Source organism: Enteractinococcus helveticum (genome assembly GCF_020742345.1).
Lineage (GTDB): Bacteria > Actinomycetota > Actinomycetes > Actinomycetales > Micrococcaceae > Yaniella > Yaniella helvetica_A.
On record NZ_DYXC01000137.1, the window covers coordinates 1 to 25,174 of the forward strand.

Below are 25,174 nucleotides of genomic sequence, written 5' to 3' on the forward strand. Positions count from 1 at the left end.
CTTGAAACGCTGAAACTGCTGGAAGCCAACCAGTTCGAAGACGCCGAAGGATCACGCTTCCTTGATGAGGGCGAGCATGACTGACCCAGAGCACGAAGAAGTACAGGACCAGATTGATGCCGCAGCCGCGGCGCTGCAACGGGTGCGGCAGGCGGCTGCCGAGGCCGGATTCCGCCCGGGGATGGCCGGTCAGCACCAACGACGTCGGAAGAAAAAGCGCACTGAGTATAACCAACCGGTGCAGACAGCCGGCCCGCAGCCACTGGGGGACGTGTTTTCCAAGTTCATTGCCCAGCGCGGATGGAAAGAACCGGTTGCGGTTGGCTCGGTGCTAGCGGACTGGTCGTCGGTTGTTGGTGACCAGATTGCGCAGAACGCCAAGGTCGAAAGTTTTGAAAACGCCAAGCTGGTGTTGCGGGCATCGTCAACCGCGTGGGCAACGCAATTGCGATTATTGACTCCGCAGTTAATGCATACATTTGATGAGCGATTGGGGCCCGGCGTCATCACCAAATTAGAAATTAAGGGACCCGGCGGTAGCGGGTACTCCCGGCGCGGCAGAGGCCAGTGGCGGTAAACTCGCGTCGCGTCAAGGGCCTGTAGAGCGATTTGTGGACGGCCAGACGATACCGGGGGCATAATCGGGCCTACGATGACGCCCTAAAGGCAATTTTGGGCGTTCTGGAAGAGATTTTAGCCGACAGCACCCCCGCATTTTGGGCGAAAGCACGCAAAATGTCGTAGAATAAGCACGTTATAGACTTTTCTGATTTAGATCTGCACAGGAGCAATACGGCCCGTGGTTGAAAATTTAACTGACAATCCAGCTATGCCTACACAGGCGCAGTCTGAACTGCAACGCGTTGAGCATTCCTATGAAGCAGGCGACATCACCGTACTGGAGGGGCTGGAAGCAGTCCGCAAACGGCCCGGGATGTACATCGGATCTACTTCCGAACGCGGACTGCACCACCTGGTGTATGAGGTCGTCGACAACTCCGTGGACGAGGCGCTTGCCGGGCACGCAGATACCATTCACGTCACGCTACAAAAAGACGGTGGTGTGCGGGTGGAAGATAACGGACGCGGTATTCCGGTTGATATGCACCCGACCGAAAATAAACCCACGGTTGAAGTTGTCATGACCGTGCTGCACGCCGGCGGGAAATTCGGTGGCGGCGGGTATGCCGTCTCCGGTGGTCTGCACGGTGTGGGTGTTTCGGTGGTCAACGCGCTATCATCGCGTGTCGAAACAGAAATTCACCGCCAAGGCTACGTCTGGAATATCTCGTTCAAAAACGGGGGAGTGCTCGACAACGCCCTGCAGCAGGGTCCGGCAACGGATAGCACCGGAACCATTGTCACGTTCTATCCGGATCCGGAAATTTTTGAGACCACGGTTTTTGATTTTGAAACCCTGCGGGCGCGCTTCCAACAGATGGCCTTTTTGAATAAGGGCCTGCGCATCACACTGACCGATGAGCGCGAACAAGCCGTTGAAACCACTATCAACGCCGATGAAATTGCCGGCGAGGCCAACGGGGAGACCCTGGCCGAGGCAGAGGTTGACATTCAGGCTGAGGCCGAAGAAGGTCCTGAGGTAAGACCCGAGGACACCGTGCGCAAGGTGGACTACATGTACGAAAACGGCCTGCTGGACTACGTCACCCACCTGAATAAATCCAAACGCGCCGAACTGATTCACGACGACGTCATCGCCTTTGACCGGGAAGACACCGAAATGGGCATGTCCGTTGAAGTGGCCATGCAGTGGACCACCGCCTACTCCGAATCGGTGCACACCTACGCCAATACGATTAACACCCACGAAGGTGGTACCCACGAAGAGGGCTTCCGCGGCTCGCTGACCTCCCTGGTCAACCGGTACGCCCGAGACAAACAGATCCTGCGCGAAAAAGACGACAACCTCACCGGTGACGACATCCGCGAAGGCCTGACCGCCGTCATTTCGGTGAAACTATCCGAACCACAATTCGAAGGTCAGACCAAAACGAAACTGGGCAACTCCGAGGCCCGCGGATACGTTTACTCGGCCATGACCGAACAACTCGGCGACTGGCTGGAAGCTCACCCCGGCCCGGCACGCGACATTATTCGCAAAGCCCAACAGGCCGCACACGCCCGCGTGGCCGCCCGAAAAGCCCGTGAAAATGCGCGCCGGAAATCCCCGCTGGAATCCTTCGGCATGCCCGGCAAACTCAGTGACTGCTCGTCCAAGGATCCAGAAGAATCCGAAATTTACATTGTGGAAGGTGACTCGGCCGGTGGTTCCGCCAAACAAGGCCGAGACCCCCGCACCCAGGCCATCCTGCCGCTGCGCGGCAAGATCCTCAACGTTGAGCGCGCCCGCGTAGACCGTGCCATGGGCAACGCCGAAGTCCAAGCCATGATCACCGCATTCGGTACCGGAATTGGTGAAGAATTCGACATCACCAAGGCCCGCTACCACAAGATCGTGCTCATGGCCGACGCCGACGTGGACGGCCAGCACATCACCACGCTGCTGCTGACCCTGCTCTTCCGCTACATGCGCCCGCTAATCGAACACGGCTACGTCTACCTGGCCCAGCCACCGCTATACAAAATCAAATGGTCCAACCACGCTGATGAACACGTCTTCACCGACGCCCAGCGCGATGAAGCCCTGGCACGCGGCCAAGAAAAAGGCTGGCGCCTACCCAAAGACAACGCGATCCAACGCTATAAGGGCCTGGGTGAAATGGACTACCAAGAACTGTGGGAAACCACCATGGACCCAGAACAGCGCACCCTGCTGCAAGTCACCATGGACGACGCCGCAGCAGCCGACCAAGTCTTTTCCATGCTGATGGGCGAAGATGTGGAATCCCGACGCAACTTCATCCAGGAAAACGCCAAAGACGTCCGCTTCCTGGACATCTAGTCGACCCGCCCAACCGCGAAGACCACTTTTCTAAGACCCGGAGAGATGACAGCCCGTGAGTGACGAGCAAACCCCCACCACCGACCAACCAGAACAGCGGTCCGGCGTCGATCAAATCGACCTGCAGACCGAAATGAAACGGTCATACCTCGATTACGCCATGGCCGTGATCGTGGGACGCGCCCTACCCGATGTGCGCGACGGTCTGAAACCCGTACACCGCCGCGTGATCTATGCGATGTACGACGGCGGCTACCGCCCAGAACGTTCCTTCAATAAATCCGCGCGCGTCGTCGGCGACGTCATGGGTAACTACCACCCACACGGTGACTTGGCCATCTACGACACCCTGGTGCGCCTCGTCCAGGATTGGGTCATGCGCTACCCGCTGGCCCTGGGCCAAGGCAACTTCGGTTCCCCCGGTAACGACGGCGCTGCCGCCCAGCGTTATACCGAAACCAAGATGGCGCCGCTGGCCATGGAAATGGTCCGCGACATCGACGAAGACACCGTCGACTTCCAAGACAACTACGACGGCAAGCAGCAAGAGCCCACCGTCATGCCGGCCCGCTACCCGAACCTGTTAGTCAACGGGTCCACCGGTATCGCGGTGGGGATGGCCACCCAGATCCCGCCGCACAACCTGCGCGAAGTCGCCGAGGGCGTCCAGTGGTACCTCGATAATCCCGATGCCACGCGCGAAGAGCTGCTCGAGGCCCTGCTGAAACGCATCAAGGGCCCGGACTTCCCAACCGGCGCCCAAATCCTGGGTCACGCAGGTATCGAACAGGCCTACCGCACCGGCCGCGGCTCGATCACGATGCGCGCCGTGGTCAACGTCGAAGAACTCCAGGGCCGCACCTGCCTGGTCATCACCGAACTGCCCTACATGGCCAACCCGGACAACCTGGCCCGCCGCATCGCCGAGTTGATCAACGAGGGCAAACTCTCGGGCATCGCCGACGTTCGCGACGAAACCTCCGGCCGCACCGGCCAGCGCCTGATCATCGTGCTCAAGCGCGACGCCGTGCCCAAGGTCGTGCTAAACAACCTGTATAAGCACACCGCGCTACAGGAAAACTTCTCGGCCAACATGCTGGCCCTGGTCGACGGCGTGCCACGCACCCTGAGCCTCGATGGATTCGTGCACTACTGGGTCAAACACCAGGTCGAAGTCATTGTCCGCCGTACCGCCTTCCGGAAGCGCAAAGCCGAAGAACGCGCCCACATCCTCCAGGGTCTGCTCAAAGCCCTGGACATGCTCGACGAGGTCATCGCGACCATCCGCGCTTCGGCCTCGGCCGATGTGGCCCGCGAAGAGCTCAAATCCCTGTTGACCATCGACGACGAACAAGCCCGCGCGATTCTGCTGATGCAGCTGCGCCAACTGGCCGCCCTGGAACGTCAGAACATTCAGGACGAATACGACGAACTGCAAGCCAAGATCGCCGAATACATCGCGATCCTGGAATCGCCAACCCGTCAGCGCGAAGTCATCTCCGAAGAACTTGCCGGCATCGTCGAACGCCACGGCGATGAGCGTCGCACCGAGATCCTCTACGGTTATGACGGGGACATGTCGATCGAAGACCTCATCCCAGAAGAAGAAGTCGTCGTCACGATCACCCGCTCCGGGTACGTCAAACGCACCAAGGTCGATAACTACCGCGCCCAGAACCGCGGCGGCAAAGGTGTGCGCGGCGCAGCCCTACGCGATGAGGACGTCGTCGAACACTTCTTCACGACCTCAACCCATAACTGGTTGCTGTTCTTCACGAACTTCGGTCGCGTCTACCGGATCAAGGGTTACGAACTGCAAGACGCCGGCCGCGACGCCCGCGGACAACACGTCGCCAACCTGCTGGCCTTCCAACCCGATGAGCACATCGCCCAGGTCATGACCCTGGAGTCCTATGAGGACGCCCCGTACCTGGTGTTGGCCACCAAATCAGGCATGGTCAAGAAATCCCGCCTCGAGGACTACGACAGCCCACGCTCCGCCGGGCTGATCGCGATCAACCTCAACGACGATGACGAAGTGGTCGCCGCCAAACTCATCGACGAGACCGACGACCTCATCCTCATCTCGCGCAAGGGTCAGTCGCTGCGCTTCACCGCAACCGACGAAGCACTGCGCCCCATGGGCCGTGCCACCGCCGGCGTGAAGGGTATGAAGTTCCGCGAGGACGATGAGCTGCTCACCATGGCGGTCATCGAAGAGGACTCCTATGTCTTCACGATCACCGACGGCGGTTTCGCTAAGCGCACCTCCGTCGAGGAATACCGCACCCAAAACCGCGGTGGCTACGGCATTAAGGTCGCCAACCTGCCAGAAGAACGCGGCGAACTCGTCGGCGGGGAAGTCGTCAAAGACGATTCCGAGGTGCTCGTCATCATGGAATCCGGCAACGTCGTCCGCTCCGCCGTCGCCCAAGTTCCGATCCGCGGGCGCGATACGATGGGCGTCATCTTCGCCTCACCAGGCAAGAAAGACCGCATCGTCGGTGCCACCCTGAACTACGAAATTGATGACCTCGACGATGACGCTGAAGCAGGCGACGACGCCGAGACCGATACACCAGATGAATCCACCGTCCAAGATCAGGTATCCTCGGATACTGACCGGAACGACGAAGGAGCATAAGTTTGAGTAAGACTCAAGCCGCCAAAACCACCAAGGGTGGAACCAAACCGGCGAGCAAAGGCAAACCAAAAGCCAAACCTGGCGCCGGAAAAGGTCTCGTTCGTCCGGCACCAAAAGCCAAAGCACGCCGCGCCAAGCTCGTCGTCGCCAAGATTGACGCCTGGTCGGTCTTCAAGATCTCCTTCCTACTGTCCGTAGGGCTCGGGATCGTCACCGTGGTCGCAGGCATCTTCCTGTGGACCACCATGGACCTGACCGGCATCTTCGATGACATCAACGCCCTGCTCGGCACCATCCTCGGTACCGAGGGCGGCGGAACGCAGATTCAAGAGCTCTTCACCCTGGGTCAGGTCGCATCAATGACGACGATCATTGCTGTCCTAAACGTTGTGTTAATCACCATCGCAGCCTCCCTGGCAGCGCTGTTATACAACGTTTGTGCCTCTCTGGTCGGTGGCGTGGGTCTGACGCTCACTGACGACTAATAAAGGATCCAGTACTTTTTAAATAATTATGTCTACCCAGCAGAACATTGTTGTTCTGCTGGGTAGACATATGTAATGCACAGTACGATCGAGAAGAGGTACCGTGGTGTTCGTTCTTCCACCAGGCTCTAGGTCGTGTCAGAGACCGGACGGTACACCAGGCAACGGCGGTGTCTGGACACATTGCATGCCGAAAGATCCGACCACCAGTTTCATGAACGACCTTAATCGCGAGCTCAATAATTCAACAATGGGCGACTCCGATGTGCGTTTGTTCAAGCGCGAACTTCACGCGAAAATGAAACGCGCAGAACAGGGACTACTGCAATACGGTAAGAACGCGAAGACAGATGATGTCTATGAACTGATTCGAAGCAGGCGAGAACTGCTTGAACTACGACATGATGATGTCACGACTGTTGATGACTCCGGAAACATGGTTTCACGCTTATCCAGACTCTATTTCACAGAGCGTAAGAGCCATGATGGTGAACTGCTAGCCGTAGCCTTTTACACGAAAGCGCCGGGGCCACTTGGAGTGGAAGAACAAAACACCCACATAGACTCAGCGCGTGGCCGATTATTGAGTCACATTGCTCAAGGCAGGTAGACCAATGGCCACGCAACCATTACCCTAAAGATATGACTCTGAAGTCATAATTTTAGGAGGTGGCATATGCGCTCTCAACTCGAAGAGCTGCTTGGAATTGATCCAACGGACCCGTTGGATCAATTAGCAGACCTATTGGTATCCGAAGATGAAAAACTTCTCGACCAACTGGTAGCGATTCGAAAGAGAACTCTCTCACAGGCTGAGGTGGCGCAGCGGATGGGAATCAGCCAAGGTGCTGTTGCAAGAATAGAATCCGGTAGCCGCAACCCTCATCTGTCCACCTTACGCCGTTATGCACACGCCGTTCGAGCAAGAGTTGAACATCGCGTTTCACCATTTGAAGGCCCCGTCAGTGCATTTATTGAACCTTATGCGAATACATTTGAAAAACCGTTTCAACCCAATTTGGAACGGTCCTCATGAGTTCTGACAAAGCTGGCGTGGATCTCAGGCAGGGGTGCAATTGGTTTCCCACGGCGACGAATATCGTCAGATCCATTTGCAATCCCATTGATCAAGATGAAGATTTATTTGAAATAACATTTACGATCTTCGTAAATGCTATGCCTACCTCGGACGGCTCAAACAACGCTGCTGCACTCATAAGTGAGATTCAAACATCGAATGTAAACCAGAGTCACATGATCGCGGCAACAACGATGCAAGTCTTGCACTTTTTCGAGGAAACCCCAGCACTGGATAATGATGATGAGTATCTAGCTTTCCTAAGTAAGGCAGCAAAATGGGGCAGTCACCTTTTATGGGATTTTACGGTGAGTCACATGAGGACGTTGGCCAGCGGTCTCCAAACTCCCGAACTCAATCTACCCACCACACTCCCGGGCCCGACGCTTTTGGCAGCTGACGGTCATACCCCACTTGATAACTTTGCTCTTTAAACCATCGAGTGGGAGGCTATATTTCGGTTCGGGTCACTGACCTGTCCCGAAACAAGGGCGTATAGCTCAGGCGGTTAGAGCGCATCGCTGATAACGATGAGGTCCCAAGTTCAAGTCTTGGTACGCCCACTCACTCCTACTCCTGCTCGGTAATTCCTCGGTAGGTTGTCCGAACGTACTCGTGATACGGAGCCGGTGCCACGGTCGCGCGAATCCGCACCTGCCGGTGTTCCTGATCCGCTTGCGGCTTGGTTGAGATCGGATCCTCACCCCAGATAATTTCGACGACCTCCCCATCAGCAATCTCAGTCTCAAGCGTGGCCAATGACATGTACTTCTGCGGATAGGCCAGATAACCAGCATCCGTTGAAATGCCCACCCTGCGATCCTGGAACCGCACCTCATCCATCTGATAGAACCCGTACCGAGCTTTCGGGAAGTCTAAAAACTTCGCCGGTGTGCCCTCCTCGAGTTGCGACCTCACCACGGCGGCAACGTCATCTGCATCCCACACCAGTGTGACTTTCCGTCGCCGCTGGTGTTCTGCATGGTGCTCAAGCGCTTCACGGCCGTGGAAGTCATGATCAAACCGCACGGAGCGACCCAGCCCAAGGTCATACGGGGTGGCATAGTAGTCTCGAATATCCGTGGAATACAGCGAACCGGCCAATGAGCCGACGCGAACAGCGGGCAACCACTGACGATATTCCGCAGCGTCGTCATCAAAGATGGCCGGTAGGGGAGTGGGCAGCCATCCGGATTCCAGTGGCGAGCTGGAATAGGCTTTGGCCCCGACCCTGCGAATACCATAGGCCTCGCCAGCGTCCATGATGGCGGCAAGCACCGCTTCATGATCTTCGTATGGGCCATAGAACTCGAATCCGGGTTGTCCTGCCATGCCATGGCGCAGGGCCTTGACGCTTTTTCCTGCGATCGTGAAGTCGCCGATGTGAAAGAATTTCAGGTCCGGTACCGGACCGTTGAACAGAATCTCCATGACGGCGTTGGCCTCGGGGCCCTGGAGCTCGTAGCGGTACAGCGTCGGATCCCCATCCCGCATTGCCGAGTTGGACTCCAACCGCATCTGAATATCTTTGCCTGCAGCCTGGGCTTTTTCAATGTGGAACCGAACCCAGTCGATCAGAATGTGGTGGCCAATCAGCACCCGGCCTTCTGGGGAATCGTCGTGGTAGAAAAGAATCCCGTCGCCGATCAGATACCCATCCTGATTCACGCTAATAAGCTGCTTTGCCCGCCCGGGCTGAAAGTTCGTGAAGGTGTTCGGTGAGATGGATGCCAAGAGCGCGTTGAGGTCTGCGCCGCCCACAAACAGCTGGGTCATGTGGTGCGACTGGTCCATGATCGCGACACTTGTGCGCCAGGCCTTTTGTTCATCTCGCCAGTTGGTGAACTCTGGTCGAATCGGGAACGTAATTGGTGGCCATTGAGCGTTGCGCAGCAGCTCAACTGGATTTCCTACGCGTTCGATTGCTTGGGCGAGATTTTCTGACTCGGTCATGCTCATCATCCATATCAAATCGGCTAGCAGATGTGGAGCAGTCGTTCATGCGTGGTGAGGCGGTGACTTTAGTGTATGAAAGCGCTCGTGTTGGAGCAATGGCATTACCCAACGCGAGCGTATTAGATACGCGCCTTCGGCTAGCGACAAGGAGCTCGTCGGCAGGGTTAGACCGGGGTTGATTTGGAGAGATTGCAAATTTTTCTCATGACATTTCGAGGTGGAATTGTATACTGAACTCAATGTGACGTAAATAACACCTAGGGTTGGAGTGGGTGTGAACAGCCATGCTGCTGCCTTGACTCTGGAAGACGTCAGTCTTCATTTTGGCGGAGTCCATGTCTTGAAAGACGTGAGTTTTTCTGTTGCGCCCGGAACGATCTGCGGGCTCGTCGGACCCAATGGGGCTGGAAAAACTTCGCTCTTTAACTGCATCAGTGGCCACTACCGTCTCACGTCAGGTTCCATTCGCATCGATGAGACCGTCGTGAGCGATACCCGTCCGGCGCAAATGGTGCGCCATGGGTTAGCGCGTACCTTCCAACACCCGGCGCTACAGCTCCAAGCCACGGTATTAGAAAACGTGATGCTTGGCGGACACTCACGACTCCCAGGGGGACCGCTGGCCTGGGCGCTGAAACTCCCTACCACGTGGCGCAGCGAGCGTGCCATGCGCGCCGAAGCCATTGAACTCTTAGAGCGCGTCGGCCTTGGCTGGGCCGTATGGAAATCCCCAGACGAACTCTCTCACGGACTGCATAAGAGCATCGAGTTATGCCGGGCGCTGTTATCCAAACCTCGGCTCTTACTCCTCGACGAACCAGCCGCAGGGTTATCGCAACCCGAAGTCGACGCCTTCGCCGACACCGTGCGCGGGTTAGCCGACTCAGGGGAGATAATCATTGTTCTCGTGGAACACAACATGGGACTGATCTCCGAACTGTCAGACCAGGTCGTGGTCCTGAATTACGGCAGCAAGCTGATGGAGGGCACCGCACAGCAGGTTCAAACCGATCCACGGGTCCTGGAGGCCTACCTGGGGGAGGAAGAGATCAATGGCGTTGCTTGAAGTCGCAGACCTTAAAGCATTCTATGGCCCCGTCCAAGTATTAGACGGGGTATCTCTGAGCGTTCCCCAACAAGGGGCCGTGGGGATCCTAGGGGCCAATGGAGCAGGAAAGACGACGACGCTGCGGGCGATCAGCGGTGTTGTGCGATCGCGCGGCACCATCCGTTTTGAGGGCAAGGATATTCGTGGCTTACGACCCGACCAAGTGGCAGCACTCGGAATCGCACACGTCCCTGAAGGCCGCGGCACGCTGACGGGGCTCACCGTTCGGGAAAATCTCATGATCGGCGCGTATCTTCGCCGTGATCGAAAGAATATCGCAGCTGATATCGAGCACCTGCTGGAGCTATTCCCACAACTCAAGGAACGACTGAACTCAGCAGCCTCCGCACTCTCCGGGGGAGAGCAACAAATGCTGGCCGTAGGTCGCGCGTGGATGGCAAAACCCAAACTCATGCTGCTCGATGAGGCATCGCTCGGACTGGCCCCCAGTACTTCCCGCACCGTGTACGACTCGATTGGTCGTCTCCGCGCAGAAACCGGCCTGGCGATGCTCATTGTCGAGCAAAACGCCAACCGAGCCTTCTCGATCGTTGACTCCGCGGTCGTGCTGGAAACCGGTCGCAGCGTGCTAACCGGCACGGTGGAGGAGCTCCGCGGCCGTGACGAGATTCGCAAGGCCTATCTGGGAGGGTGACGCATGGGAGCATTTGCACAGCTAGTGGTCGACGGCCTGGCCATGGGTGCCGTCTACGGGGCACTGGCACTGGCGATCGTGCTAGTGCACCAATCCACCGGGGTCGTCAACTTCGCCCAGGGCGGCCTAGCAGTATTGTCGGGATACTTTGCCTACACTTTTCTGGGCTTGAACGTGCCACTGCTGCTGGCCATCCTCTTATCGGTCGCCATCTCATTCATCATGGGTGCCCTCATCGAACGGTTTATCATCCGACGCTTCGAAGGCGGCGACATGCACACCACCGTGGTCGTCACCGTAGGCCTCTTGACGCTCGCCACAGGGATTGCAGGGTGGTTGTGGAGCTACAACAACCTCCGACTACCATCCTTGTTTCCCCCGGATTTCTTCAGGGTCCTGGGAGTCAGCATTAGCTGGCGCTCCTTCGGCACCTTCATCGTGATTATTGCGATCATGGTGCTCTTACAGCTCCTCTTCCAAAAAACCCGGATCGGCCTGGCCTTGCGGGCAGTCGCCGATAACCCTCGCTCGGCAGCATTTTCCGGGCTGCCGGTCGAGCGCCTGCTCATGGTCGGCTGGGGCCTCGCTGCTGCGTTGGGTGCGGTGGCAGGCGTGCTGGTCGCCCCGCGACTCACACTCACCCCGGGCATGATGGACGGGCCACTCGTCTACGCCCTGGCCGCGGTAATCCTTGGCGGTATATCGAGCCCCGTCGGCGTTGTGGTTGCCGCCAGCCTGATTGGGATTCTAGAAAACCTCGCGGCGGTCTATCTGCCGTTTATCGGGCATGATCTGAAGATTGCGGTACCCTTCTTGCTCCTGTTTGCCGTGCTGCTGATCCGACCAGAAGGCCTCTTCGGCCGCAAGAGCGTTGAGAGGGTGTAATCGTCATGACCAAGCCCGCGCCAACGCAGAAGCCAACCAGCCTTGGATCGTATAAGGACTACGGGACAGGCCAGAGCATATTCGACCGAACCTGGGTGAAAATAACGCTCGGTATTGTTTTCGCCGTCCTGCTCGTTATTGCACCCTTACTCTTGCCGATCCCGGTCAACCAAACCCTGGCACGCGTCGGGGTCTTTGCGGTCGCAGTGCTCGGCCTGAACGTCATCATGGGATACAACGGGCAGGTATCGCTGGGACAAATCTTCTTTGTCGGGCTGGGGGCGTATGCCACCGCCTACGGGGTCAATCAGGACTGGAACATCATCCTGGTCTTTCTCCTCACTCTGCTCATCACAGGGCTGGCCGGATTAATCATCGCGCTCGCAGCCGCCCGCCTGGGCGGGCTGGCTATCGCCATGGTGACCGTGGCACTTCCTGTCGTGGGCGTGCCACTGGCCAAACGTCTGTCTGGGCTGACCGGTGGTTCCCAAGGGACTTCAGCGCGATTCTCGTCGGCACCAGAATGGTCGGGGCTCGCCAACGATCAGTGGCAGTACTACATCGTGTTAGTCATCACGGCCGTCATCTTTCTTCTCGTCCGTAACCTGGTGAAGGGTCGCTTCGGCCGCGCCCTACAGATCGTGCGCGAAAACGAAGCCGTGGCAGGCTCCGTCGGCGTCTCACCCTATTGGTATAAGGTGCTGGCATTCTCGATCGCAGCCATGATCGGTGGTGTCAGTGGCTTCCTCTACATGGTCGTAGTCCAGTACACCTCGCCCGAAACCCTCGCCTTCCACCACTCGATCAACCTGCTGGCCGCCATGGTGGTCGGCGGCTCCGCCAGCATCATCGGATCCCTGCTTGGCGGCATCTACTACGTCATGGTGCCAAACTTCACCAACGATGTGGCACCCACCCTCACCGCCTTGATCCAAGGCGTCATCCTGCTCGCCGTGCTGTTCATCCTGCCTGGCGGTCTGGCCAGTCTGCCGCGTGTACTGCGACGACAATTCCGACGGCGGTCCTCTCGGACGCCCACCAGTGACGAGCCGGCACCCCATGATTCCAATAAAGGAGACTCATCATGACTACCCACCGTATGACAAGCAAACTCCTCAAATTCTTCGCGCTCAGCTCGGTCATCGCACTTGCCGCGACCGGGTGTGGTCGCGGGGGAGACGACGCAGAATCGAGCCCCGGGATTACCGAAGACAACATCACCGTGGGTGTCACCACCCCGCTGAGTGGTGCAACAGCCGGCCCAGGAAACTGTACGGTAGCCGGACTGGTGGCCTACTTCGAGGCAGCCAATGAAGCCGGCGGCATCGAGTTCGGCGACGGCCAGACCCGTGAAGTCACCATCCAAGCCTACGACGACGCCTACGACCCACAACGAGCACTGACCAACTTCCAGCAAAACCAAAGCGATGTTTTCGCGTTCACCTCCGGCCTCGGCACACCGACCAACCGTGCCTACCGTGAAGCAGCCATCGATAACGAGGTCCCGCAAGTCCTCGTCCAGACCGGCGACCCCATCTTCAGTAATCGAGAAGAGAGTCCTTGGCAGCTTGGTTTCATTCCGATCTATCAAAACGAAGGTGAAGCCTTCGGCCAGCTGCTGGCAGAATCTGGTGAGGACCTCACCGTAGCGATGCTGTCCCAAAACGACGACTACGGTGAAGGGTACGTCGAAGGCTTCAAAGAAGCCGTCGCTGACGCCGACAACATCGAGATCGTCGCCGAGCTGACCTATGAGGCAACCGATACGTCAGTGGATGCTCAGCTGACTGAGCTAGCAGCCACGGACGCTGATGTCTTCTTCAACGCCATGTCCATCACCCCGCTAGTCGTTTCAGCAATCGAACGCGTCCAAGGACTCGACTGGTCGCCAAGCTGGTTCCTACCCTCGAACACCTCCAGCCCTGTCGCAATTCTCGACCCGGCCGGTGCTGACGAAGCTGACGGCTTCTACACCGTGGCATTCGCGAAAGCACCGCAAAGTCCAGAATTCGCTGACGACGAGGACGTCACAGAATTCCTTGCCAACCTAGAACAGTACTCCGGTGAATATACGACCACCCCTGACTTCCCACACTGCATGTGGAGCTACATGATTGGTGCAACCCTCGAAGAAGCGTTCAAATCCATGAACGAACCCACCCGAGAGGACTTCATGACAGCACTGCGTGACATATCCAACTTCCAGGCACCGCTGATGCTTGAGGGAACAGCGGTCGACACCACCGTGGATGGCCAGCCAGCAGTATCCAGCCTTGTCGTACAGCGATATAACGGTACCGGCTATGAGGCTGCCGAAGCATTCGAATGAGGCATAATATAATGACTCAAATTATGCTGTAACCTAAACGCGTACCCCGATTTTGCATTTGTGAAAATCGGGTGTAAGGTTATATTTCGGTTCGGGTAGCTGACCTGTTCCGAAATGAGGGCGTATAGCTCAGGCGGTTAGAGCGCATCGCTGATAACGATGAGGTCCCAAGTTCAAGTCTTGGTACGCCCACTACACTTACAAGGAGTGAACATGAAAAAAGTTCTTCTAGGACTTGCCATGATCGCTGCTGCAGGTGTAACTTATAAGATCGTTGCAGATCGTAAAGAAGCCCAAGACATTTGGGCAGCAGCAACAGATATAATCGAATAAATCCTCGGGGGCATGGCGCAATTGGTAGCGCATCTGCTTTGCAAGCAGAGGGTTAGGGGTTCGAGTCCCCTTGCCTCCACACTTTGCAAGAACCGGAACTGCTCAGTCAGTTCCGGTTCTTTGTGCTTCACGCGATAATGACGTGGCGTACTCCTGCTATCCTTTGTCGCACGTTTGCTGCGAGTTATGATGTTAGTCACATCATAGCGAAGGGGTCTTTGCGTGCAAACTTACGATCTTAGTTCGTCATCCCGAAAGCCATCTAGCCCAACACTGTCGGTATTTTCGACGGTACGTGCCCCAATTGAAGAGCGAATCCCATTGTGGGAAGAGCAAACACGGACCACGATGTTGGGCTTGAGGGTGTCGAGCTATGCAAAGGAGAGCATTTCTAGCTCTCTAGTCCATTCGTCGCTGAAGACACTCAAGCTGACGGCTATTGCAGGTAATGAACACTTAGTAGAGCGGTCGGATGACTTACTTAAGGAAAGCCCCTCTGACGACATAGCTTTTTGTTTACTGAATAAGGGCGAAGCCTTTTACTACAGCCGCCAAGGAGTCACTACTCTGCATGCGCTCGACGCAGTAATTTATGACGCAGATACGCCTTTCCTGTATGGCTTTAAAACAGATATGGCCCAGTATGTTTTTCAGATCCCACGATCCCGGTTTTATCGCATGACTGGTAGAAGTTCGCTGGATGAACCGCTGTTCTTTCGCAACAGCAGCACGAGCATGCTGAACGCTAGCCGGCGGATCTTTGCTTCCACCATCCAGACGCTCCGTGAAGGCAAATCATTAAACGCGGCTCAGGTTGAAAATGTCTTTGAGAGGGTATTCGAACACCTGGTAGCTGCAGACCAGCATAAGCCCGATGAGGCATACTTCGTCGCAGCGAAAGCATATATCCTCTCGCACTGGCACGTCCCCGACTTATCCGTTGCTGATGTAGCCAAAGAAGTGGGCATCAGTGAAAGGCAACTGGCTCGAGTCTTCTTTGCTAAGGATCTCAGTGTGGGTAAATTCATTAGTGACGTGCGGTTGGAAAACGCTTATAAACTTCTGACTGGTGAAAGCTCGCGGGAGATATCCATAGGGGAGATTTCTCAGCTTGCTGGTTTTCGTCACGCCTCTCAATTTTCTCGTGCCTTTAGGAGAAGATTTGGTATCACGCCGCGAGATGCCCGGCGCTCAAGCAAGGAGCTCCCTCAAGCCCGGTAGGGCTGAAGAATGATCGGCGCTGGCATCTGTTGTGCCAGCGCCGATGCGTCTCGAAGTGACAGACTTATGAAATGCTCGTTAGTCTTCGATATTAATACGCTCGTCAAGCTCGCGTTGAATGACTTTTAAGATCTCATCAGAGTTAGCTTCGAAGATTAATCCATGACCATTTCCGTCGATACCATGCTCTGGCAGATGTAACCAGGCGGCATCGGCGCCAGCGGTGTTGAGGAACTCCACTACTTCTTCGGCAAAACCAGCGAAGGCTGAGGCCCCACCTGTGACGAGAGAGATCGGAAGATCTTTCAGTGCGGGTATGATCAGCTCAGCTGGACTCGCATTCTTGACCTCTTCCGCCGAAGTGAATCCAGCTTCATAGCCGATGGGTGCCGCTGTCAATCCCCAATCTAATTGACCGATGCCAGGAAAGCCGCCGAAAGCTGGTCCAATAGGCTCGATTGCAATAATACCCTTGACCAATTCAGGCCGGGCATCAGCAGTCAACCACCCGGCAGGCCCACCAGCCGAGTGAGTAAATAATACAGCAGGCCCGATCCGATCCAAGAGTCGCGCTAGACGGTCTGCATCCATGCGTTGGGACTCAGCGAGGTCATGAGGTAGGGGCCCCATGGCAGCGACGAGTTGATCTACCTCTGGCTCACCAATAGAGCGAGAGAAGGTCCATTGAGTCTGTTGCTCCCGTGCTTCATCTGGGAAGAAGAGCCCGTTAGCTGCCTCATATGGGAATGGTCCGCCCATTTCCCCGACAACATTAGGGTGGTATGGGGAGCGTCCATGACCAGGGCGATCTACGACATAGACCACATACCCGGCTTCGACAAGGCGGGTCGCCCACCCGGGCCGGCCATCTGGTGTGGTCTGCCAGTCTGTTCCTTGGCCCCCTCCACCGTGAACTAAAACGATAGGATATGGGAAGCGGACCGTTTCCGGAGCTTCCCATGAGGCAAATAACGGAGCACGCTGCACTGTGCCATTTGGCGTTTCGACTATCTCCCCTGGTATCCAGAGATTCCCTCGACGTGAGGTTACGAGAGGAACCTCCGCTTCATGGGGTGCGGTTGACGTCGCTGTGCCGGCGGTCTGGTTTTGCGCATTATTCATACTTTGCTCCTAAGTCGGTTGTATTCATAGTGTCGCAGATCACTTAGAGATCGGTGGGGAGTGTCCGGAAAAGTCAAAAGTCATGGCAGGTATTGGTAAATAGTTGGCGCATATATCGAACCCCATGTTCTGAGAACCCCTCAATAAACCCTTCATGACAAGCTGTTTTACTGAGCCATCGTCGCTAAGTTCGCAGATTCAGTGGCGTACGTCATTCTTGAATGAGACTTGCTTCACATGTGGCCCGCTCTTACATTGAGGATCAATATTGAACCTCTAAAGGAGTCAAAATGTCCGTAACTGCTGTTTCAGAAATTACTGCCCTGCTTCAGAAACTCGACAGCGCTCTGTCAAATAACGATATCGACGCTGCCATGGAACTTTTTCACGAAGATTCTTACTGGCGCGATTTTGTATCGTTCACCTGGAACTTGATCACCCTTGAAGGACGAGATGAAATTCGCGACATGTTGGAAGCACGCCTTGCTGATGTCCGTCCGGTGAACTGGGAGATCGATGAGGAACATCTAGCCCAGCAGGATGGTCCTGTATCACAGGGCTTCATTCGTTTTGAGACGCAGCAGGCTCATGGCTATGGGTACATACGGGTCCGAGATGGTCGTATCTTCACCATTCTCACCACCATGCAAGACCTCAAAGGCCATGAAGAACAGGGCCGTATCGAACGGCCATTTGGTCTCGTGGAAGGTATCGACGCTATCGCGGCCCCAACTTGGGGCGAACGCCGTGAACAAGAGCTCGCGGAAATCGGGGTGACGAAGCAGCCATACGTGTTAATCGTTGGTGGGGGACACTCGGGCATTATCTTAGGCGCAAGACTGCGCATGCTCGGTGTACCAGCTCTCATCGTCGAAACCAACGAACGTCCTGGTGACAACTGGCGCAAGCGCTACCGTACATTGCAATTGCACAACCCAGTGTATGAAAACCACCTGCCGTATCTCCCGTTCCCAGACAACTGGCCAATCTATATGAGCAAAGATAAGTTCGCCGATTGGCTTGAGTCTTATACCAAGATGATGGAACTCAACTACTGGGGTTCCAGTGAGGTACAAAGCGCGACCTACGACGAAGCTACTGGTACCTGGGAGGTTCGCGTCAACCGTGATGGCGAAGAAGTTATCGTACGTCCGAACCACATGGTGATGGCGACGGGATCTCACGCGCGACTCCAAATGCCGGAACTACCCGGCCAAGATGTCTTCCAGGGGGTGCAGCAGCACTCCTCGCAGCACAAGGGGCCGGAAGAAATGCAAGGAAAGAAGGTCGTCGTGGTGGGAGCTGGCACCTCAGCCCACGACATCTGTGCAGCGCTGGCAGCACACGATGTTGATGTCACGATGATCCAGCGTACGCCAACCTATGTCGTGAAGCCACGCACCTTCAACAAGTACACGCTTGGCCCGCTCTACTCAGAGGAAGCTCTAGAGAACGGTATCGATCACGAGAAAGGTGACATCCTTTCTGCTTCAGTACCATTCCAGCTGTTCTTTGACATCCAGAAGATGGGAATCGAACAGATCAAAAAAGTCGATGCTGACTTCTATGAACAACTGGCTGCCACCGGTTTCATGCTTGATTTCGGACCGCGCGATTCGGGATTGTTTGGCCGTGCGTTGACCGGTGTCAACAACTACTACATCGACGTAGGCGCATCGCAGATGATCATCGACGGAAAGATCAAGGTCGCCAGCGGCTCAGGAGTAGAGCGTCTGACCGAGAACTCGGTGATCCTTGAGGATGGCCGAGAACTGTCAGCCGATGCAGTCATTTACGCCACCGGTTTCCAAGATATGTACGGCACGATGGCGGAACTGATCTCGCAGGACGTAGCCGACAAAGTCGGAAGAGTATGGGGCATTGGTTCCGGCGAATCGGCTTCAGATCCAGGCCCATGGGAAGGTGAGATCCGCAACATGTGGAAACCAGTTCCTCAAAAGGGCCTGTGGTTCCACGGCAGCTTGATCGCACATGCTCGCTCATTCTCGCGGTACCTTGCGCTGCAGCTGAAAGCTCGTCATGAAGGGATTCCAACCCCTGTGTATCGTTTGGGTAACCGGTCGGCTTACGAGCAAGAGGCATCGACCGTAGTAGCTGGTTAGTCATTATTCGGGAAGCTAAGAAACGAGAAAAGGTAACATGGTCACGTTCGATGATGGCATCCGTGAAACCGAAACACCGGACACCGATGTAGTAGAAACTGATGTACTGGTTGTGGGGTCGGGGCCTGCCGGCTCCTCAGCAGCGCTGTTTTTGTCCACCCTGGGTATTCCAAACATTATGATCACGAAGTATCGGTGGACTGCGAATACCCCACGTGCGCATATCACGAACCAGCGTACGATGGAGATTTTTCGAGACGTTGGGATAGAAGATCAAGTCCTCGCCGAAGCCACTCCGCATGAAATGATCGGCGATACTGTTTTCTGCACTTCGCTAGCCGGTGAGGAGATTGGGCGCATCCTGACATGGGGAACCCATCCTGCTCGGCATGCGGATTATGAGCTGGCGTCACCGTCTTTGAACTGCGACATCCCGCAGACGTACTTGGAACCGATCATGGTCAAAAATGCGACCATGAGAGGCACCCAGACGCAGTTCTCGACGGAGTATCTCTCTCATACGCAGGATGACGACGGCGTTTCCGTCCGCGTACTAAACCGCCTCACAGGTCGTGAGTACACCATTCGGGCGAAGTATCTCATCGGTGCAGATGGGGCTCGATCGAAAGTCGCCGCCGATATTGAGCTTCCAATGGAAGGTCAAATGGATATCGCCGGATCGATGAATATCACCTTTAAAGCAGATCTTGCAAAATTGGTGGATCATCGCCCGTCAGTTTTGTACTGGGTCGTCCAACCAGGCTCCAACATTGGGGGAATTGGCGCCGGTCTGGTGCGTATGGTCCGTCCATGGAACGAATGGCTCATCACTTGGGGCTTCGATATCAGTCAAGGAGTGCCAGAATTCACCGAAGACGATGCGCTCAAGGTAGTGCGAAACCTCATTGGTTCAGAGGATCTTGAGGTCGAGCTGACTGGGGTCTCCCTGTGGGGTAACAACGAGCAGTACGCAACGACCTTGCAATCTGGTCGTGTGTTCTGTGCGGGCGATGCGATCCATAAGCATCCGCCGAGCAACGGGCTCGGGTCGAATACCTCGATCCAAGATTCGTATAACCTCGCCTGGAAACTAGCTGCAGTCCTGAAAGGGCAAGCCGGCACGGACCTCCTAGATACTTATACGGTGGAACGCGCGCCGGTCGCAAAACAGATCGTAACCAGAGCAAACCAATCAGCTCGTGAATTCGGTGCCCTCTTTGAAGCACTAGGTATCGCACCTGATCAGACTCCCGAGGAAATGTACGCTGCTATCGAGTCGCGTAAGGACAATACCGCGGAGGGCGCAAAGAAGCGTGCTGCTGTGCGGGAAGCCATGGAGCTCAAGAATTATGAGTTCAACGCGCACGGTGTAGAAATGGGACAGTTCTATGTCTCGGGCGCCATCAAATCTGATGGGTCGCCCCAACCTGTATCGAGCAAAGACCCAGAGCTGTACTACGAACCGTCGACTGTTCCTGGAGCTCGTCTACCGCACGTGTGGGTGGGCAATGCTCGAGAAAAATTCTCAACGCATGATCTTGCTGATTACACACAGTTCACCTTATTTACCGGCATTACCGGCCAAGGGTGGATCGAAGCGGCGGAGGCTATCTCCGAGAACCTGAATATCCCCATCAAAGTGGTCGTCATCGGACCGGGTCAAGAATACACCGACCTTTACTTTGATTGGGAGCGTATTCGCGGGGTTCAAGAAGACGGTGCTGTCCTCGTCCGCCCCGATAAACACGTTGGCTGGCGCGTCCAGAATACGCCAGAGAACCCGGCAGATAGCCTGAAAACGGCCCTGTCTTCAATGATGAGCACAACTATTCCGGCAACCGTCGCGAGCTAAGGAATCATATGGCACTAGAATTTTCACACACTACACTTGGGCAACGCGTTCTTTTCGGGGCCGGACAGGCTGCGAAACACCTCGCAGAAGAAATTGAGCGCCTAGAAGCACAGCGTGTCATGGTCATCGCAGCAAGCCCAGAAGCGGGACTTGCGCGTGATGTCACCAAAGAAATCGATGTGGCACTTTACTACGACGATGTCGTTATGCATGTGCCGGTAGAAAAGGCCGAAAAGGCTCGTGCACAAGCAGCTGAGGTAAACGCTGACGTCCTGGTGAGCGTTGGGGGAGGGTCGACTACAGGACTGGCTAAAGCTATTGCCCTAACAACAGGGCTTCCTATTGTCGCGATTCCAACTACCTATGCCGGCTCCGAGGCGACCAACGTATGGGGCCTTACTGAAGACGCTCGCAAAACCACTGGTTCAGATGATCGGGTGCTCCCGGTCACGGTCATTTACGACTCTGACCTGACCTTATCTCTACCGGTCGAACTATCTGTGGCATCGGGTCTCAACGGTATGGCACACTGCATCGACTCGCTGTGGGCCCCTCGTGCCGATCCCATCAACGCCGCGCTGGCGGCAGAAGGTATTCGGGCGCTGGCAGAAGGGCTCCCCAAGATCGTTGATGACCCACAAGGAACCGACGGGCGCGACCAAGCCCTGTACGGGGCCTATCTCGCGGCAGTAGCCTTTGCCTCGGCAGGATCTGGGCTGCACCATAAACTCTGCCACGTTCTCGGTGGCACGTTTGATCTACCGCATGCACAAACGCATGCAACGGTCTTGCCATACGTCCTGGCATTCAATGCGCCGATGGCTCCCGCCGCAGAAAAACGCATTGCTGCAGCGTTCGGTACGCCGACTGCGCTTGAAGGTTTGCAGAACTTGCGTGCAAAGCTAGATGCACCGAAAGCCCTCCAAGATTATGGGTTCACCGCTGAAGGTATCCCAGAGGCGGTTGAGATCAGTCTCCCCTCGATCCCAGCCAACAATCCTCGAAAAGTCACATCAGAGAACCTAACGCGTTTGCTCCAAGCAGCATTGGTCGGGCAAGATCCGGCTGTGCTTCTCCACGAACCGGTTCGGTCATAGCAACAAGTGAAGGAAGCTGCCATGCACAATCAAGACACCACCACGAATTCAGCAGTCTCTCAAGGCCAACAAGCAGTCGAGCAGACACTCACGGATACCGTCCTGGCTTCATTCGACAACTGTGAAAACCCGCGTCTCAAAGAGATCATGCGGTCGCTCGTCACACATCTGCACGCTTTCGTTAGGGACGTGCGGCTGACTGAAGAAGAGTGGAACACCGCAATTGAATTTCTCACTGACGTAGGCCACATCACCGACGATAAGCGTCAAGAATTCATATTGCTCTCCGACGTCCTTGGCGTTTCAATGCAAACGATCAACGTCAACAATGCGACCTATAAAGATGCCACTGAGGCGACGGTGTTTGGTCCGTTCTTCGTTGAAGATGCGCCTGAGATTCCAATTGGGGGTGACATTGCTGGAGGAGCTCCGGGACAACCATGCTGGGTTGAAGGAACCGTCAAAGATACCAACGGCAATCCCGTGCCAAACGCACGAATCGAAGTTTGGGAAGCTGATGACGACGGGTTCTACGATGTGCAATATACTGATGGCCGCGTCTCAGGACGAGCTCACCTGTATTCGGATGAGAACGGAAATTACAGTTTCTGGGGCTTAACACCGACCCCCTATCCTATTCCTTATGATGGTCCCGTCGGTAAGATGCTCGACGCTACTGGGCGGTCACCAATGCGCGCTTCGCACCTTCACTTTATGGTGACGGCAGAGAACCTGCGGACTCTGGTCACCCATATTTTTGTTGATGGTGATGAGCTACTACAATCCGACACTGTATTCGGCGTGAAAGACTCCCTGATCAAGAACTTTGAAGAGCAACCGGCTAGCGCACCAACCCCGGATGGTCGCGATTTGGAAGATCAAACTTGGTCGCGAGTTGAATTCGATATCGTATTGGCCCCGGAAAATGTCTAAATGCATTGCATAAGAGTAGCTCTATTGACCAAGTGCGCAGGTCAGCAGCAGATTTTTGGCCTCCGGTGCGCGATACCATGCCAATGAATCATGAAAGGTAGGTCGGAGTCCTGTACCCCTGCTTGCCCGTTCTGGCGAGATTCTTCTTTAGAGTAGGAAGAGGGTGGTGTTGGTTCGGAGCTCATGCTCGGCGCTCGATTTTAACGCAGGCTGTGTCACGGTGTTGTTGTGTTGAACTCGACGTTGTGGGTTATGGTTCTATTCCTGCGTAGTCGTGCCTGGGGCGAACCGGAACGACACTCCACAAGCGCGGCGAGTAGGGGCAAGATCATTGCTGCTGCTCATGGCTGCGGTGTGGAGTGTTCTGGGTGTGATTTTATTGGGCTTGTTCTAGGGCGTCGAGGAGTCCGACGTCGATGAGTAGTTGGATGCGGTCCTGGTTGGGCATTTCGCGGAGTCGTTTGATGATTTCATCGGTTTGGGTTTCGTGGCTCCATAAGGCGTCTTCTGAGACCTCGACCAGAGCTGGAGAATGCACAAAATCGATGGCTGTGTTGCTGCGGTATTGTTGCTGCAGCGTGGGGTTAGCGGCTATTTGGTCGGTGAGCAGTTTCAGGGAGCCGACTTTGTATTCATCGGAGGCTTCCAGATCACCGAGGTATTTGTTGACTTTCTCGATGACTTCAGCCATCGCTGCGCGTTTTTTCTCGGCGGCCCGGTTCATGCCAGCTTCGGTGAGGCCTTGCAAGCCTGGGGTCTCTTCGGAGGCCAGGCTGAGGTTTGCTTCGTCGCGGATCTTTTCTAACTTGTAATGGGTCAGCACGACATCTGAGATGTCCACGGCACCCGGGTCTGGCTCGTCGGTGGAGAAGTCCTTGAGCAACCGCGCTAAGAGCCCAGCATAGGCGGAGAGTTTCTCATAAAAGGGGTCCCCGTAGTCTAGGATCTGGGAGAAAAACGCGTAGGCTTTCGGGTACTGGCTTAGTGCTGACCGGAAGGCCATGAGTTGGTCGAGTTGGGCGGTGTCTTGCGCATAGACGGCTTGTTGCCACCGGTGCGCAAACCGTTCCTTGGCCGGTTCTAAGGACTGGTAGACCGCATTGTGGCGTTGTGCGGACGATCGCCACTCGGTCCAAAATTGATCCACCTCGGAGTGGGTGAAAATGTTCTGGTTTTCTAACGTGGTGCGAAGATCCGCAATCAGTTCCGGATCGGATTCCGTCTGCACATGCGCGTCTTCATAATATTGCAGGAACGCGTCCCGGATTTGTTCTGGATCGTTGACGAAATCCAGAACATAGGTTTTGTCTTTGCCTGGAGCACGGCGGTTGAGCCGCGACAGAGTTTGGACTGCGGCGATCCCAGAGAGTTGTTTGTCGACATACATCGCCACCAATAGAGGCTGATCAAACCCGGTCTGGTACTTATTAGCCACAATCAGTACATGCTGCCCCGCCTGGTTGAACACGGTCGCCAAATCCCTGCCATGTAAGCCAGGGTTTTCTGACGCCTCGGTGACGGTGGGGCGCGCAGCGCCATGTATGACTTCCACGTCCGGGTCGGGGACCTCACCAGAAAACGCCACCATCGATTGTAGATCCAGGCCACGGCGTTTCACCTCGTCCTGGAAGGCCCGATGATACTGCACGGCAGCCGCCCGGGAGGCGGTGACCACCATCGCTTTGGCTTTCCCGCCGAGTTCGGGGCGGACGACTCGTTGATAGTGTTCAATGATCTCGTGGACTTTGGAGCGCACGTTGGTGGGATGTAACTCGACTTTGGCCAGGATGGCTCTGGTCCCCCGCCGCACATCCACCTCATCGTCAGGACCAGGGGAGTCGGTGGTGTCAGCTTTGCTAGCGATCCGGGCGGCAACTTCAAAACTGGTGTAATTTTGCAACACATCCAGAATAAAGCCTTCTTCAATGGCCTGTTTCATCGAATACAGGTCAAAAGGTTCCAACTCCCCGGTAGTGGAGTTGCGCTGTCCAAATAACTCCATCGTCTTTTCTTTGGGGGTGGCGGTGAAGGCGAAGAAACTAATCCGATCATCAGCATCGACCTGCGCGGCCATTCGCGCTAACGCATCTTGATCCGCCCCAATCTCATCAGCCTCATCCGGGTCGTCGGTGCTGGTGTACAACAGTTCCTTCAGCGCCGCTGAAGCTTGCCCCGTTTGGGAGGAGTGCGCTTCATCAGCAATCACCGCGAACCGGCGTCCCGCTATCCTGCCTCCTTCATCGCGGACCTTCTGTAAGGCATACGGAAAGGTTTGCAGCGTTAACCCGATAATCGGGGTATCGGCAGCCAAGGCATCTAAGACCTGGTCGGTCTTGGAACCCTCGGACCCAGAGGTAATCGGCTGAAACGTGCCCGTGGTCGTGGTTAGCTGATCCACCGCGTCTTGTAATTGGCGATCCAGCACTTGCC

Annotated in this window: 21 protein-coding genes and 3 tRNA genes; 21 read left to right on the forward strand and 3 right to left on the reverse strand. The window is 55.8% G+C overall.

Going from position 1 to position 25,174, the window contains the following annotated elements; all coding sequences use genetic code 11:
- Positions 1-76: 76 nt before the first annotated feature.
- The 8 genes from K8V32_RS11765 (at position 77) to K8V32_RS11800 (ending at position 7,693) form a co-directional block, all read left to right on the forward strand.
- Positions 77-577, forward strand: coding sequence for a DciA family protein (locus K8V32_RS11765; protein ID WP_303907628.1), 501 nt, complete (start codon positions 77-79; stop codon positions 575-577).
- 252 nt (positions 578-829) lie between these two features.
- Positions 830-2,923, forward strand: coding sequence for a DNA topoisomerase (ATP-hydrolyzing) subunit B (gene gyrB, locus K8V32_RS11770; protein WP_303907632.1), 2,094 nt, complete (start codon positions 830-832; stop codon positions 2,921-2,923).
- Positions 2,924-2,978: 55 nt separating this feature from the next.
- Entirely contained in the window at positions 2,979-5,567 is a 2,589-nt protein-coding gene (gene gyrA / locus K8V32_RS11775; protein ID WP_303907635.1) for a DNA gyrase subunit A, read from the forward strand.
- 2 nt (positions 5,568-5,569) lie between these two features.
- Positions 5,570-6,052 (forward strand): DUF3566 domain-containing protein, encoded by a 483-nt coding sequence (locus K8V32_RS11780; RefSeq protein WP_369681069.1) that lies wholly within the window; start codon positions 5,570-5,572, stop codon positions 6,050-6,052.
- 187 nt (positions 6,053-6,239) lie between these two features.
- Positions 6,240-6,662: a hypothetical protein gene (locus K8V32_RS11785; protein WP_303907638.1), complete on the forward strand. Its 423-nt coding sequence runs from the start codon at positions 6,240-6,242 to the stop codon at positions 6,660-6,662.
- 66 nt (positions 6,663-6,728) lie between these two features.
- The gene (gene relB, locus K8V32_RS11790; protein ID WP_303907641.1) at positions 6,729-7,088 is read left to right on the forward strand and encodes a type II toxin-antitoxin system RelB family anti-toxin; all 360 of its coding nucleotides are present in this window, start codon (positions 6,729-6,731) and stop codon (positions 7,086-7,088) included.
- A complete protein-coding gene (locus K8V32_RS11795) occupies positions 7,085-7,564 on the forward strand; it encodes a hypothetical protein (protein WP_303907643.1) in 480 nt (159 codons plus the stop codon). The genes relB and K8V32_RS11795 overlap by 4 nt, the downstream gene beginning before the upstream one ends.
- A 55-nt stretch (positions 7,565-7,619) precedes the next feature.
- Positions 7,620-7,693: transfer RNA gene (locus K8V32_RS11800), tRNA-Ile, on the forward strand.
- A gap of 7 nt (positions 7,694-7,700) precedes the next feature.
- On the opposite strand, the gene K8V32_RS11805 is transcribed toward K8V32_RS11800, so the two are convergent.
- A complete protein-coding gene (locus K8V32_RS11805) occupies positions 7,701-9,083 on the reverse strand; it encodes an aminomethyl transferase family protein (protein WP_303907646.1) in 1,383 nt (460 codons plus the stop codon).
- 352 nt (positions 9,084-9,435) lie between these two features.
- Between K8V32_RS11805 and K8V32_RS11810 the strand changes: the two genes are divergently transcribed.
- From K8V32_RS11810 to K8V32_RS11850, 9 genes are all read left to right on the forward strand, one after another.
- Positions 9,436-10,152, forward strand: a complete 717-nt coding sequence (locus K8V32_RS11810) for an ABC transporter ATP-binding protein (RefSeq protein WP_303907680.1) — start codon at positions 9,436-9,438, stop codon at positions 10,150-10,152.
- Positions 10,139-10,849, forward strand: coding sequence for an ABC transporter ATP-binding protein (locus K8V32_RS11815; RefSeq protein ID WP_303907650.1), 711 nt, complete (start codon positions 10,139-10,141; stop codon positions 10,847-10,849). The genes K8V32_RS11810 and K8V32_RS11815 overlap by 14 nt, the downstream gene beginning before the upstream one ends.
- Before the next feature lie 3 nt (positions 10,850-10,852).
- Positions 10,853-11,734, forward strand: coding sequence for a branched-chain amino acid ABC transporter permease (locus K8V32_RS11820; RefSeq protein ID WP_303907652.1), 882 nt, complete (start codon positions 10,853-10,855; stop codon positions 11,732-11,734).
- A gap of 5 nt (positions 11,735-11,739) precedes the next feature.
- Positions 11,740-12,822 (forward strand): branched-chain amino acid ABC transporter permease, encoded by a 1,083-nt coding sequence (locus K8V32_RS11825; RefSeq protein ID WP_303907655.1) that lies wholly within the window; start codon positions 11,740-11,742, stop codon positions 12,820-12,822.
- On the forward strand, positions 12,819-14,063 hold the full coding sequence (locus tag K8V32_RS11830; protein ID WP_303907658.1) for an ABC transporter substrate-binding protein: 1,245 nt from the start codon (positions 12,819-12,821) through the stop codon (positions 14,061-14,063). Before K8V32_RS11825 ends, K8V32_RS11830 begins: the two co-directional genes overlap by 4 nt.
- A 118-nt stretch (positions 14,064-14,181) precedes the next feature.
- A tRNA-Ile gene (locus K8V32_RS11835) sits at positions 14,182-14,255 on the forward strand.
- A 21-nt stretch (positions 14,256-14,276) separates the two neighbouring features.
- A complete protein-coding gene (locus tag K8V32_RS11840) occupies positions 14,277-14,396 on the forward strand; it encodes a DLW-39 family protein (protein ID WP_211343964.1) in 120 nt (39 codons plus the stop codon).
- 6 nt (positions 14,397-14,402) lie between these two features.
- Positions 14,403-14,475 (forward strand) — tRNA-Ala (locus K8V32_RS11845).
- Positions 14,476-14,618: 143 nt separating this feature from the next.
- On the forward strand, positions 14,619-15,617 hold the full coding sequence (locus tag K8V32_RS11850) for an AraC family transcriptional regulator (protein WP_303907664.1): 999 nt from the start codon (positions 14,619-14,621) through the stop codon (positions 15,615-15,617).
- A 78-nt stretch (positions 15,618-15,695) separates the two neighbouring features.
- Here K8V32_RS11850 and K8V32_RS11855 read toward each other — a convergent pair whose 3' ends face one another.
- Entirely contained in the window at positions 15,696-16,739 is a 1,044-nt protein-coding gene (locus K8V32_RS11855) for an alpha/beta fold hydrolase (protein ID WP_303907667.1), read from the reverse strand.
- Positions 16,740-17,029: 290 nt separating this feature from the next.
- Between K8V32_RS11855 and K8V32_RS11860 the strand changes: the two genes are divergently transcribed.
- The 4 genes from K8V32_RS11860 to K8V32_RS11875 are packed head-to-tail and all read left to right on the forward strand — an operon-like array spanning position 17,030 to position 22,744.
- Complete coding sequence (locus K8V32_RS11860) at positions 17,030-18,862, forward strand: NAD(P)/FAD-dependent oxidoreductase (protein WP_303907670.1); 1,833 nt, start codon at positions 17,030-17,032, stop codon at positions 18,860-18,862.
- 37 nt (positions 18,863-18,899) lie between these two features.
- On the forward strand, positions 18,900-20,714 hold the full coding sequence (locus K8V32_RS11865; protein WP_303907673.1) for an FAD-dependent oxidoreductase: 1,815 nt from the start codon (positions 18,900-18,902) through the stop codon (positions 20,712-20,714).
- 8 nt (positions 20,715-20,722) lie between these two features.
- Complete coding sequence (locus tag K8V32_RS11870) at positions 20,723-21,811, forward strand: maleylacetate reductase (RefSeq protein WP_303907675.1); 1,089 nt, start codon at positions 20,723-20,725, stop codon at positions 21,809-21,811.
- 21 nt (positions 21,812-21,832) lie between these two features.
- Positions 21,833-22,744 (forward strand): hydroxyquinol 1,2-dioxygenase, encoded by a 912-nt coding sequence (locus tag K8V32_RS11875; RefSeq protein ID WP_303907678.1) that lies wholly within the window; start codon positions 21,833-21,835, stop codon positions 22,742-22,744.
- A 376-nt stretch (positions 22,745-23,120) separates the two neighbouring features.
- Here K8V32_RS11875 and K8V32_RS11880 read toward each other — a convergent pair.
- The coding region (locus K8V32_RS11880; protein WP_524536737.1) for a type I restriction enzyme subunit R domain-containing protein at positions 23,121-25,174 on the reverse strand (2,054 nt) is incomplete at its 5' end.